The following is a 12,871-nucleotide window of genomic DNA, read 5'->3' on the forward strand; positions in this document are numbered from 1 at the left end:
TCAGCCCTGCCCCGCCAGGATATCGCGGATCTTCGCGACCAGCTGATCGCGCGGCACCTCGTACTGCGAGGGGCGTTCCTTCCATTCCTCCAGCGTTGCGTTTTCCGCGATTTTTGCACCTAGAATCAAGTCCTTGACCTGCACGACGCCACGCGCACGCTCATCTCCTCCCGCGATCACCGCCGCCGGAGATCCTCGTTTATCCGCATATTTCAGCTGGTTACCGAAATTCTTCGGGTTGCCCAGATAAACCTCGGCCCGGATACCTGCCTGGCGCAGTTCGGCCACGATCGACTGATAGTCCGCCATGTGCTCGCGGTCCATGACGGTGACGACGACGGGCCCCTGCGCGTCCGAAGTGATGCGGCCCTTGGCATGCAGCGCGGCAAGCAGACGATCGACGCCGATGGACACCCCGGTTGCGGGCACGGATTGCCCCGTGAACCGCTTGACCAGATCGTCGTAGCGGCCACCGCCTGCGACTGACCCGAACTGCCGCTTGCGGCCTTTCTCGTCAAGCATTTCGAAGGTCAGTTCAGCTTCGAAAACCGGCCCCGTATAGTAGCCCAGACCACGCACGACCGACGGATCAATCTCGATCCGGTCGGTGCCGTAGCCTTGGGCGGCCAGCAGCGCGGCCATCTCGGCCAGCTCGGCCACACCCTCCGCTCCGACCTCAGAGGTGCCGATGGCAGACCGCAGATTATCCAGCGTTTCAGAGGCATCAGCACCCTTGGAGGTCAGGAAGGCCAGCACGGGTTCGGCCTGTTCCGGGCTCAGGCCGACACCATCGATATACGCACCGGAGGCATCGAGCCGACCCTTGCCCAGCAGCGCGCGCACGCCGTTTTCACCCACCTTGTCGAACTTGTCGATGGTGCGCAGCACGGCGTCGCGCTGACTGTCATCGGTCAGGCCCATGGCCTCCAACACGCCGTTCAGCACCTTGCGGTTGTTGACCCGGATCAGGTAGTCACCACGCGGGATACCGACCTCTTCGAGACAATCCGAGAGCATCGCGCAAATCTCGGAATCAGCGGCGACGGAGGGCGCGCCGACGGTATCGGCATCACATTGATAAAACTGGCGGAATCGACCCGGCCCCGGCTTCTCGTTGCGCCAGACCGGCCCCATCGCGTAGCGGCGATAGGGGGTGGGCAGATCGTTGCGGTGCTGGGCGTAGACACGGGCAAGCGGGGCCGTCAGGTCGTAGCGCAGGGCGAGCCAGTCGCCGTTGCCCTCTTCCTCGCCCTCTTGCCAGGCGAAGACACCTTCGTTCGGGCGATCGACGTCGGGCAGGAATTTCCCAAGTGCTTCAACGGTTTCCACGGCGGAGCTTTCCAGCGCGTCAAAGCCGTAGCGATGGTAGACGCCGGCAATCGTGCGCAGCATGTCGCTGCGTTCCGTTACCTGCGTGCCGAAGTAATCCCGGAAGCCCTTGGGGGTCTCCGCCTTCGGACGCGGTGCTTTTTTCACCTTGGCCATCGCTTGATCCTTGCCCTTTGGAGTGCGCCCGGGGCATAGCCCATGGGGCCGAAGGGGGCAAGCGTGGCTGAGAGCGCCCTGCCCCTTGCGAACCACCCCCCTCGGGCGCCGCGTCGCCGGGGCAGCACAAAGGCTGGTCGACGGCGGGCCCGCATATGCTAGATGTGCCCCGTTGCGCCGCTGCGGCGCCACCAACCGGAGGACGGACCATGCAGGAAATCGAAGAAAAGCTGGCGCATCTGATCCGTGCGGTCGACGATCTGTCCGATACCGTCGCGCGCCAGCAGGGCGAGATCGAGGTGCTGACGCGCCGGGTGCAGATGCTGATGCAGCGCGAAGCGACGCGTGAGGCCGAGGGCGGTGCGGCGATTTTTACCGGGTCGGAAAAGCCACCGCATTACTGACCGCGCCGAACCCCGCCTAAGCCTTTGAAAACGCCAGATTCCCACGTCGGTATCTGAACGGTATCCGAGCGGTATCTGAACGGTTATTTCTTCAGGGTTTTTGCCCGTCCTGCGCCCGCCCGGTCCGTCCTGTCCCCTGCCCTTGCCGCCCTGCCAGCCGGGCCTGCGCAACCGCGTCGGCACAGGCCAGCGCGTTGCGCGCCACGGGCAGAGCCGCCGAGGCAGATCGTGCAGGGCCGCGACTCGGCTGGTCCGCGACTGTCACTGTAATCGCGACCGTGATTGCGACAGCAACAGCGACAGCGACAGCCCGTCAGATTTCCTCGACCGAGAGCACGCCAGGCAGGCTCTTGATCGCGCCCTTGATCTCGGGCGTGACCGGAAAGCCGTCGTTGATCTTGACGTCGACCTCGCCCCCGCCGGGCAGGGATGAGTTGACCAGGCAGAACTGGATCGGCCCCTTGCGCACCCCGCGGATGGTTTCGGAGGCGCGCAGCAGCACGTCATGCACCGCACGGATTTCACGGGTCTCGTTCATGTAGATCTTCAGCCCGATCGCCCCGGCATCGGCCACGACACCGTCCATCGGGACGATGCCACGCGCCAGCAGCTTGAGCTGGTCACTTTCCAGCGTCGCCTCGACCGTCAGCACGACCTTTGAGCCGTTGATGAGAAAATCGCGGCTGGCCTCAAGCGTATCGGAGAAGATCGTGATCTCATACCCGCCCGTCGGGTCGGAAAGCTGCGCAAAGGCAAAGCGGTTGCCGCGCGCCGATTTCCGTTCCTGGCAGCCGGTGACGATGCCGCACATCTTGGCGACCATCGCCCCGCCTTCGGCAAGGCGCGTGACCTCGTCCAGCGTTTTCACGTCCTTGCGTTTCAGCGCGCCCATGTAATCATCCAGCGGGTGACCGGAGAGATAGAAGCCGATGGCCTTGAACTCTTCGGTCAGACGTTCGGCGGGCAGCCAATCCTGCACGGGCGACAGGCGCGGTTCGGGCAGATCATCGCCCGCCTCGCCAAACAGCGACACCTGCGACGATGTCTTTTGTTCCCAGAAGGCGGCGGAATATTGCACCAGCCCGTCAAGACTGTCGAAGACGCGGCGGCGGTTTCGGTCAAGCTCGTCAAAGGCACCGGCGCGGGCCAGCATTTCCAGCGGGCGCTTGCCGACCTTTTTCAGCTCGACCCGGCGGGCCACGTCGAAAAGGTTGGTAAAGGGTTTGCCCGCGCGCCCCTCGACGATCATCTTCATCGCCTCGACACCGACGTTTTTCAATGCGCCGAGGGCATAGACCAGCGCCCCGTCCACGACCTTGAACGTCGCATCCGAGCGGTTCACGCAAGGAGGGATATAAGGCAGCTTGAGGCCCTTCTTCACCTCCTGGAAATAGATCGTCAGCTTGTCGGTGAGGTGGATATCGCAGTTCATCACCCCGGCCATGAACTCAACCGGGTGGTTCGCCTTCAGCCAGGCCGTCTGGTAGCTGACGACGGCATAGGCGGCGGCGTGGGATTTGTTGAAACCGTAGTTGGCGAATTTTTCCAGAAGGTCGAAGACCTCGGTCGCCTTCTTCTTGTCGACACCGTTTTCCGCCGCGCCCTTTTCGAATTTCGGGCGTTCGGCGTCCATCGCCTCCTTGATCTTTTTCCCCATGGCGCGGCGCAACAGGTCAGCGCCGCCGAGGCTGTAGCCCGCCATGACCTGCGCAATCTGCATCACCTGTTCCTGGTAGACGATGATGCCCTGCGTTTCGGCCAGGATATAGTCGATGGTGGGGTGGACCGAGGTGATTTCCTTCAGCCCGTTCTTGACCTCGCAATAGGTCGGGATGTTTTCCATGGGACCGGGACGATAGAGCGCCACAAGGGCCACGATATCCTCGATACAGGTCGGTTTCATCTGTTTCAGGGCATCCATCATGCCCGTCGATTCCACCTGGAAAACCGCGACCGTCTTGGCACGCGCATAGAGGTCGTAAGTGCGTTCGTCATCCAGCGGGATCAGGTTGATCTGGTTCTCGCCGCCCGGCGCGGGGTCGTAGAGGTGGCGGCCATCGGCGGCCGTGTGCAGATCGCGCCCCCCGGCGTGGATCTGGTTGATGGCGTTCTGGATCACGGTCAGGGTTTTCAGGCCGAGAAAGTCGAATTTGACCAGCCCGGCCTGTTCCACCCATTTCATGTTGAACTGGGTCGCCGGCATGTCCGAGCGCGGATCCTGGTAGAGCGGCACCAGTTCGTCGATGGGGCGATCCCCGATCACCACGCCGGCGGCGTGCGTGGAGGCGTTGCGCAACAGCCCCTCGACCTTCATGCCATAGTTCAGCAGGCGTTCGACAACTTCTTCGTTGCGGGCCTCTTCGCGCAGGCGGTCCTCCTGTATCAGGGCCTGTTCGATGGAAACGGGTTTGACGCCCTCGACCGGGATCATCTTGGACAGGCGGTCGACCTGGCCATAGGGCATCTGCAAAACGCGCCCGATGTCGCGCACGGCGGCCTTGGAGAGCAGGGCACCGAAGGTGATGATCTGGCCGACCTTGTCGCGGCCGTACTTTTGCTGGACGTAGCGGATGACTTCCTCTCGGCGGTCCATGCAGAAGTCGATGTCGAAGTCGGGCATGGAGACCCGTTCGGGGTTGAGGAAGCGTTCGAACAGCAGGGAATAGCGCAGCGGATCGAGGTCGGTGACGGTCAGCGCATAGGCGACGAGGGAGCCGGCCCCCGAGCCACGGCCCGGGCCGACGGGAATGTCGTGATCCTTGGCCCATTTGATGAAGTCGGCAACGATCAGGAAGTAGCCGGGAAAGCCCATGCCTTCGATGATGTCGAGCTCGAAGTCGAGGCGCTTCTGGTACTCTTCCACCGTGACGGCGTGGGGGATCACCGAGAGGCGCTGTTGCAGCCCCTCGTTGGCCTGACGGCGCAGCTCCTGCACCTCGTCATCGGCGAATTTCGGCAGGATCGGATCGCGGCGGTAGGCCATGAAGGCGCAGCGGCGGGCGATTTCGACGGTATTCTCGATGGCCTCGGGCAGGTCTGCGAAGAGGGTGACCATCTCTTGCTGGGACTTGAAGTAGTGCTGGGCGGTCAGGCGGCGGCGCGGCTGTTGCTGGTCGACATAGGCACCTTCGGCGATGCAGATCAGGGCATCGTGGGCTTCGTACATGTCGGGGGTCGGAAAGTAGACGTCGTTGGTGGCGACGAGGGGCAGGTCCATCGCATAGGCCATCTCGACAAAGCCGCGTTCGGTCAGGCGTTCCTTTTCCGGTTGGCCGTTTTCCTCGGGGTGGCGCTGAAGTTCGATATAGAGGCGGTCGGGAAAGGCCGCGGCAAGGCGCTGCATCAGGGCCTGCGCATCGGGACGGTGGCCAGCCTGCAGCATCTGGCCCACGGGGCCATCGGGGCCGCCGGTGAGGCAGATCAGGCCGTCGGAATGGGCCTCAAGCTCCTCCAGCGTGACCTGCGGAATCTGGCCGTGGTTGTCCAGGTAGAGGCAGGAGTTGAGCTTCATCAGATGCTCGTACCCGGTTTCGTTCTGGGCCAGCAGGACCAGCGGGGACGGCGCATGGGCACGTTCGCCGGGCTGGGCCTGATGCCAGGCGATATCGACCTGGCAGCCGATGATCGGCTGCACCCCCTGCCCGGCGGCGGTGACGGAAAATTCCAGCGCGGCGAACATGTTATTGGTGTCGGTGACGGCGACGGCGGGCATTCCGGCCTTTTCGCACATGCCCGACAGCTTCTTGAGGCGGATGGCGCCTTCGAGAAGCGAATATTCGGTATGGACGCGCAGGTGAATGAATCGGGGAGAGGTGCTCATGCCCGCGATCCTATGCCCGGGCCGCGGTGCCAGCAAGAACGCCCGAGGGGAAAGACGCACCCCGTGCGCGGCTTTTGACTTGATGCGCAAAAGGGCGCCCGCCATAGTCGAGTGGATGGCAACACGCCCCCGCCATGCGTGCGTGCGCGCAACAGAAAGCCCAAACCGATGACATCCGATCTGGACCTGCACCTGAGCCGTATCATTCCCGCCAGCCCCGACGCCGTGTGGCGGTGCTGGAGCGAGGCCGAACTGCTGATGCAGTGGTTCACCCCGAAGCCCGTCGAGACCGTCGAGGCGGTGATCGAACCGCGCAGCGGCGGGCGGTTCTATACAAAGATGCAGCTGCCGGATGGCACGGAAATCGCGTCGGAGGGCTGCGTTCTGGCGGCCGATCCGGGGCGGCTGCTGTCGTTTACCGATGCCCTGGGGGCCGGGTATCGCCCGACCGGCACCGGCTTCATGACGGCGATCGTCACGTTCGATCCCGTTGCAGAGGGCACCCGCTACAGCGCGATGGTGCTGCATGCGACCCTGGAGGAACGCGCCCGCCACGAGGAGATGGGATTTCACGAGGGCTGGGGCGCGGCGGCCGATCAACTGGCTGACCTGGCAAAAAAGATCAGCGGATAGGCCATTTTGACCGTTGCGGAGACAATCCTGTATACGAGGGCTTGCCAAGCTGCTGGCCAGCGGGTTTTTTAGGTCAAAAGAATATTCAATACGCCGCTTTTCTTACGCCGCATCGGAAAAGCATTCAGGGCGCCAGGGTAACGCGGCGGATGAATGACATATGGCACTCTCCTTTCACCTGAACGGAGAACGCGTGGACATCGACGATGTGCACGCGACGACGACTCTGCTGGACTGGCTGCGCACGACGCGCGGACTGACCGGCACGAAGGAAGGTTGCAACGAAGGGGACTGTGGCGCCTGCACGGTGATGGTCACCGGCGAGGACGGGCCGCGCGCCCTGAACGCCTGCATCCTGTTCCTGCCGCAATTGCAGGGCCGCGCAGTGACCACCGTCGAAGGGCTGAAACTGGACGGTGCGCTGCACCCGGTCCAGCAGGCGATGGTCGACAAGCACGGATCGCAATGCGGATTCTGCACCCCCGGCATCACCATGTCGCTGGCTACGGCGCACCTGGCCGGATCGGACGCGCATGACCTGACGCTGGCGGGCAACCTGTGCCGCTGCACCGGTTACGCACCGATCATCCGCGCCGCCGAAGAGGCCTTTGCCCACCCTGCCCCGGACCATCTGCCGAAGACGTTCCAGATGCCCGAAGACGGCGATGGCACCGAGGCGAAGGGCCCGTTCCAGCCGCGCAGCGCCGATGCGCTGGCCGCGTGGTATGTCGCGCACCCCGAGGCCACGCTGATCGCGGGTGCGACCGATCTGGGGCTGCATGTCACCAAGGGGATGCGCGATCTGGGCGAAGTGGCGTTCCTGAACCGCTGCGCAGACCTGAAGGGCGTCGAGGTCGGCACCGAGGAGATCCGCGTGGGCGCGATGACGTCGCTGACCGATTTCCTGGCGGCAATCGCACCGCTGCATCCCGGTCTGGCCGCCATGCTGCGCCGGTTCGGGTCGGTGCAGGTGCGCAATGCCGCGACCGTGGGCGGCAATATCGCCAATGGATCGCCCATCGGGGACAGCCCGCCGGCGCTGATCGCCTTGGGGGCCGTGCTGCATCTGCGATGCGGCGAGACGCGGCGTTCGATGCCGCTGGAGGATTTCTTTGTCGACTATGGCAAGCAGGACCGCGCACCCGGCGAATTCGTCGAGGCGGTAAGCTTTCCCCGCCAGGGCGACCGGATCGCCGCCTACAAGCTGAGCAAGCGCCTGGATCAGGATATTTCGGCCGTGTGCGGCTGTTTCAACATTGTCGTCGAGGGGGGCCGCGTGGCCTCGGCCCGGATCGCCTTTGGCGGCATGGCGGCGACACCGAAACGGGCGGCGGCCGTCGAGGCGGCGATTACCGGGCAGGCCTGGGACGAGAGCATTCTGGCGCGGGCGCATGACGCCTGGGCACAGGATTTCCAGCCGTTGTCGGACATGCGCGCGTCGGCCGCGTACAGATTGGAGGGCGCGCGCGGAATGTTGGCGCGGTACCTGATGGCCGATCTGGGCGAAGTCACGGATATCGCGGAGGTTTCGGCATGAACGAACAGGTGCGCAAACCCCTGCCCCACGACGCGGCCCGCCTGCATGTTACCGGCGAGGCCCGCTATATCGACGATATTCCGACGCCGGCGAACTGCCTGCATCTGGCCTTTGGCCTGTCGCCCGTGGCCCGTGGCGTGATCCGGTCGATCGACCTTGGCCCCGTGCGCGCCGCGCCCGGCGTGGTGATGGTGCTGACCGCCGAGGATCTGCCGTTCGAGAACGACACCTCGCCCGGGGCGCACGACGAGCCGCTGCTGGCAGTGGAGCGGGTGAATTTCGTCGGGCAGCAGATCTTTCTGGTGGCGGCGACCAGCCATCACGCGGCGCGCTTTGCCGCACGGCAGGCGGTGATCGAGATCGATGAAGAGGAGCCGATCCTGACCATCGAGGCGGCGCTGGCCGCTGACAGCCGGTTCGAGGAAGGGCCGCGCATCTATGCCAAGGGCGATGCCGCCACCGCGATTGATGCGGCCCCGCGCAAGCTGACGGGTCGGATCGAGATGGGCGGACAGGAGCATTTCTATCTGGAGGGTCAGGCGGCCATGGTGTTGCCGCAGGAGGGGGGCGACATGATCGTCGCCTCCTCGACCCAGCACCCGACCGAGATTCAGCACAAGGTGGCCGAGGCCATCGGCAGGCCGATGAACGCCGTGCGCGTCGAAACCCGGCGCATGGGCGGCGGCTTTGGTGGCAAGGAGAGCCAGGGCAACCCGCTGGCCGTGGCCTGCGCGGTGGTGGCGATGAAGACCGGGCGTCCGGCAAAGATGCGCTATGACCGGGATGACGACATGATCGTCACCGGCAAGCGGCATGATTTCCGCATTGATTACGCGGTCGGATTTGACGAGACGGGCCGCATCCATGGTGTTGATTTCGTACAATATACCCGGTGCGGCTGGAGTCAGGATCTGTCGTTGGCGGTGGCCGACCGGGCGATGCTGCATGCCGACAACGCCTATCTGCTGGACCATGCCCGCATCGAGAGCCATCGCCTGAAAACCAACATGTGTTCGGCCACCGCCTATCGCGGGTTCGGCGGGCCGCAGGGTGTCGTGGGCATCGAGCGGGTCGTGGATCATATTGCGCATGAGCTGGGGATGGACCCGGTGAAGGTGCGGCAGGTGAATTACTATGCCGACGCGCCGGTGGGGCGGGTCGAGGGGGGCGCTGCCCCCGCGGCAGAGCCGCTCCCCCGGGATATTTCCAACAGGGAAACCGGGGAAGACGTGACGTCGCGCGGGGCGGCGCAGGCGTTTCCGGTCGAGGGACCCGCGGTGAAGGCTGCCGGGGGACAGACGACGCCCTATGGGCAGGAGGTTGTCGATTTCCTGTTGGGGCGGCTGACGAAGCGGTTGCTGGAGCGTTCGGATTACGCGGCGCGGCGCGCGGCTGTGGATGCGTGGAACGCCAGTCACCCGGTGTTGAAGAAGGGCCTTGGGTTTTCGCCGGTGAAGTTCGGGATTTCGTTCACGCTGACCCATCTGAACCAGGCCGGGGCCCTGGTGCATGTCTACCAGGATGGATCCGTGCATCTGAACCATGGCGGGACCGAGATGGGACAGGGGTTGTTCCTGAAGGTTGCGCAGGTGGCGGCGAGCCGGTTCGGGATCGACCTGGCGGACGTGAAGATCACCGCGACGGATACGGCGAAGGTGCCCAATACTTCGGCCACCGCCGCCTCGAGCGGGACCGATCTGAACGGGATGGCGGTGCAGGCGGCCTGTGACACCATACGCGAGCGGATTGCGGAAGTCGTGGCGGAGTTGCACCAGGTGGCGGTCGAGACCGTGCGGTTTGACGGCGGCATGGTCACGGCGGGCGGCAACGAGATGACCTTCGCCAAGGCCGCGCAGTTGGCCTATGAAAACCAGGTGAGCCTGTCGGCCACGGGGCATTACAGGACGCCGGACCTGGCCTGGGACCGGATCAAGGGGGCGGGGCGACCGTTCTTCTATTTTGCCCATGGCGCAGCGCTGACCGAGGTGGTTGTGGATACGCTGACCGGCGAATACCGCATTCTGCGCGCCGATATCCTGCACGATGCCGGCCACAGCCTGAACCCGGCCATCGATATCGGGCAGGTCGAGGGCGGCTATGTTCAGGGCGCCGGCTGGCTGACCACCGAGGAACTGGTCTGGGATGGCAAGGGCCGGCTGCGCACCCATGCGCCCAGCACCTACAAGATTCCGGCCTGTGGCGACCGGCCACGGGTGTTCAACGTGGAGCTTTGGGACGAGCCGAACCCGGCCGCGACGATCTATCGTTCAAAAGCCGTGGGGGAGCCGCCGTTCATGCACGGGATTTCGGCGCTGATGGCCTTGTCCGACGCTGTGGCGTCTTGTGGTTCTGCCTATCCGGCGCTGGATGCGCCCGCGACGCCTGAGCGCGTGCTGGCGGCCATTCAGCGGGTGCGCGATGTTTGACCTGGTCGGCCTGCGACGCGCGGTGGCGCAGGCAGGCCGCGTCGTGCGCGTGGTGGTGGCCGAGACACGCGGATCGGTGCCGCGCGAGGCGGGCGCGGCGATGCTGGTGGGAGCGTGCCTGTTCGAGGGCACCATCGGCGGTGGCACGCTGGAGCATAAGGCCATGTTGCGGGCGCGGGCCATGCTGGAGGCGGGCGATGCGGACCGGCTGGAGAAACGCGCCCTCGGGCCCGACCTGGGGCAGTGCTGTGGCGGGGCCGTGACGCTGCTGTACGAGGTCTACGACGCTGCACGGGTGGCCGGGCTGGACGAGGTGATGATTGCGCGGGGGGCGGGAGAGATGCCCTTTGCGGTGAAACGTCTGCTGGCCAGGATGCGCGCGGGGGGCGACATGCCACCTGCGCAACGCGTGGCGGGCTGGATGGTGGAACCCGTGGCGCGCCCTGAACGCGAGGTCTGGGTCTGGGGCGCGGGGCATGTGGGCCGGGCGATCGTGTCGGTGCTGGCCCCCCTGCCCGGTGTTGCGGTGACCTGGGTCGATACCGAGGCGGCGCGCTTTCCCGGGGTCATCCCCGAGGGCGTGACGATGCTGCCCGCCGCCGAGCCGGCGCGGCTGGCCGCCCATGCGCCGCGCCGGGCCGAGCATCTGATCCTGACCTATTCCCATGCGCTGGACCTGGCGCTGTGCGATACCCTGCTGGGGCGGGGTTTTGCGCGTTGCGGGCTGATCGGATCGGCCAGCAAATGGGCACGGTTTCGCAGGCGGCTAAGCGAGATGGGCCATGATCCTGCCCGTATTGCGAGCATCGACTGCCCGATTGGCGCGCCGGAGCTGGGCAAACATCCGCAAGAGATTGCCGTGGGGGTGGCCGCTGCGATACTGAGACAAACGGCGCAACAAGACGCAACAAGGCCCGGAGAGGTCAACACGGCCATATAGGCCGACACGAACCGCGAAGCGGATAGGGAACGGTAGGGTGACGGGGAAACTTCTTTCAATCAGGGGCCTGACAAAGGCCTATCCGGGTGTGGTCGCCAACAGCGACGTCTCGTTTGAAATCGAGCCGGGCGAGGTGCATGCCTTGCTGGGGGAAAACGGCGCCGGGAAATCGACCCTGGTCAAGATGATCTACGGGTTGGTCAAGCCCGACAGTGGCGACATGGTCTTGCAGGGGCGTGAATATACCCCCGCCGAGCCGCAGGCGGCGCGGGCCGCCGGTGTGGCGATGGTGTTTCAGCATTTTTCGCTGTTCGACGCGCTGAACGTGGCCGAGAATGTCGCGCTCGGCATGGCGAACCCGCCGAAGACGAGCGAGCTGGCGGCAAAGATCACCTCGGTATCCGAGCAGTATGGATTGCCGCTGGACCCCTGGAAGATCGTCGGCGATCTGTCGGCGGGGGAACGCCAGCGGGTCGAGATCATCCGTTGCCTGTTGCAGGACCCCAAGCTGCTGATCATGGACGAACCGACCAGCGTTCTGACACCGCAGGAGGTGGAGATCCTGTTCGCCACCCTGCGCAAGCTGAAGGCCGAGGGCACCTCGATCCTGTATATCTCGCACAAGCTGGAGGAGATCCGGGCGCTGTGCGACGAGGCGACGATCCTGCGGCTGGGCAAGAAGGTGGCGACCTGCACCCCGCGCGAGACGACGGCGGCACAGATGGCGGAGTTGATGGTGGGCAGCGAGCTGCACCGCCCGGAACGCGCAGTCACGGTGCCCGGTGCGGTGCGGCTGGCACTGCGCGGGCTGTCGGTGAAATCGCCGGGGCAGTTCGGCACGTCGCTGAAAGACATTTCGCTCGAGGTGCGCGCGGGCGAGGTTCTGGGGCTGGCGGGTGTCGCGGGCAACGGCCAGGACGAGCTGCTGGCGGCGCTGGCGGGCGAAATCCTGGCGAAACCGGGCATGGTGGTGCTGGATGGCACCGAGATCGGTGCCAAGGGCCCCGGCGTGCGGCGCAAGATGGGCCTGCTGACGGGACCGGAGGAGCGGCTGGGCCATGCGGCGGCACCGAACATGAGCCTGACGGAAAATGCCTTGCTGACCGGCGCGGAACGCGAAGGCTTGATGCAGAACGGGTTTCTGAAATGGGGCAAGGCCAAGAGCTTTGCCGAGGCGATCATCAAGCGGTTCGACGTGCGCACACCGGGGCCGGAGACGGCGGCACGGGCGCTGTCCGGGGGCAATCTGCAAAAGTTCGTCATCGGGCGCGAAGTCATGCAGCGCCCGGATGTGCTGGTGGTGAACCAGCCCACCTGGGGGGTCGATGCCTCGGCTGCGGCGGTGATCCGGCAGGCCCTGCTGGACCTTGCCGTCGGCGGGGCGGCGATTGTCGTGATCAGCCAGGACCTGGACGAACTGATGGAGGTCGCGGACAATTTCGCGGCGCTGAACGAGGGGCGACTGTCGGAGATCCGACCGGCCAAGGGGCTGAGCATGGAAGAGATCGGCCTGATGATGGGCGGCGCGCATGGGCTGGAGGTGGCGCATGTGTGATCTCATCCCTGTGGGTGCCGAGGGGGCGGAGGCCCGTGGCGGGACTATCATGAGCAAGACGAAGATCGGGG

The 12,871-nt window shown here is 65.2% G+C and carries 8 protein-coding genes; 6 read left to right on the plus strand and 2 right to left on the minus strand.

The window, feature by feature from the left end; genetic code table 11:
* On the minus strand, positions 1–1,485 hold the full coding sequence (gene hisS / locus DL237_RS06945) for a histidine--tRNA ligase (RefSeq protein WP_119398332.1): 1,485 nt from the start codon (positions 1,483–1,485) through the stop codon (positions 1–3).
* Between the two features lie 209 nt (positions 1,486–1,694).
* Here hisS and DL237_RS06950 point away from each other — a divergent pair, with 209 nt between their 5' ends.
* Positions 1,695–1,889, plus strand: coding sequence for a SlyX family protein (locus DL237_RS06950; RefSeq protein WP_119398333.1), 195 nt, complete (start codon positions 1,695–1,697; stop codon positions 1,887–1,889).
* Positions 1,890–2,202: 313 nt separating this feature from the next.
* On the opposite strand, the gene dnaE is transcribed toward DL237_RS06950, so the two are convergent.
* Positions 2,203–5,709, minus strand: a complete 3,507-nt coding sequence (dnaE, locus tag DL237_RS06955; protein ID WP_119398334.1) for a DNA polymerase III subunit alpha — start codon at positions 5,707–5,709, stop codon at positions 2,203–2,205.
* Positions 5,710–5,877: 168 nt separating this feature from the next.
* On the opposite strand from dnaE, the gene DL237_RS06960 reads away from it, so the two are divergent.
* The 5 genes from DL237_RS06960 (at position 5,878) to DL237_RS06980 (ending at position 12,800) form a co-directional block, all read left to right on the plus strand.
* Positions 5,878–6,342 carry an SRPBCC family protein gene (locus tag DL237_RS06960; protein WP_119398335.1) on the plus strand — a complete coding sequence of 155 codons (465 nt, stop codon included), beginning with the start codon at positions 5,878–5,880 and terminating at the stop codon, positions 6,340–6,342.
* Between the two features lie 160 nt (positions 6,343–6,502).
* Positions 6,503–7,879 (plus strand): xanthine dehydrogenase small subunit, encoded by a 1,377-nt coding sequence (xdhA, locus tag DL237_RS06965; RefSeq protein WP_119398336.1) that lies wholly within the window; start codon positions 6,503–6,505, stop codon positions 7,877–7,879.
* A complete protein-coding gene (xdhB, locus tag DL237_RS06970) occupies positions 7,876–10,305 on the plus strand; it encodes a xanthine dehydrogenase molybdopterin binding subunit (protein ID WP_119398337.1) in 2,430 nt (809 codons plus the stop codon). The genes xdhA and xdhB overlap by 4 nt, the downstream gene beginning before the upstream one ends.
* Positions 10,298–11,245 (plus strand): xanthine dehydrogenase accessory protein XdhC, encoded by a 948-nt coding sequence (xdhC, locus tag DL237_RS06975; RefSeq protein WP_119398338.1) that lies wholly within the window; start codon positions 10,298–10,300, stop codon positions 11,243–11,245. The genes xdhB and xdhC overlap by 8 nt, the downstream gene beginning before the upstream one ends.
* Positions 11,246–11,282: 37 nt before the next feature.
* A complete protein-coding gene (locus DL237_RS06980) occupies positions 11,283–12,800 on the plus strand; it encodes an ABC transporter ATP-binding protein (RefSeq protein WP_119398339.1) in 1,518 nt (505 codons plus the stop codon).
* Positions 12,801–12,871 lie beyond the last annotated feature (71 nt).

Origin of the sequence: Pseudooceanicola sediminis, assembly GCF_003575965.1 — a bacterium.
Lineage (GTDB): Bacteria > Pseudomonadota > Alphaproteobacteria > Rhodobacterales > Rhodobacteraceae > Pseudooceanicola > Pseudooceanicola sediminis.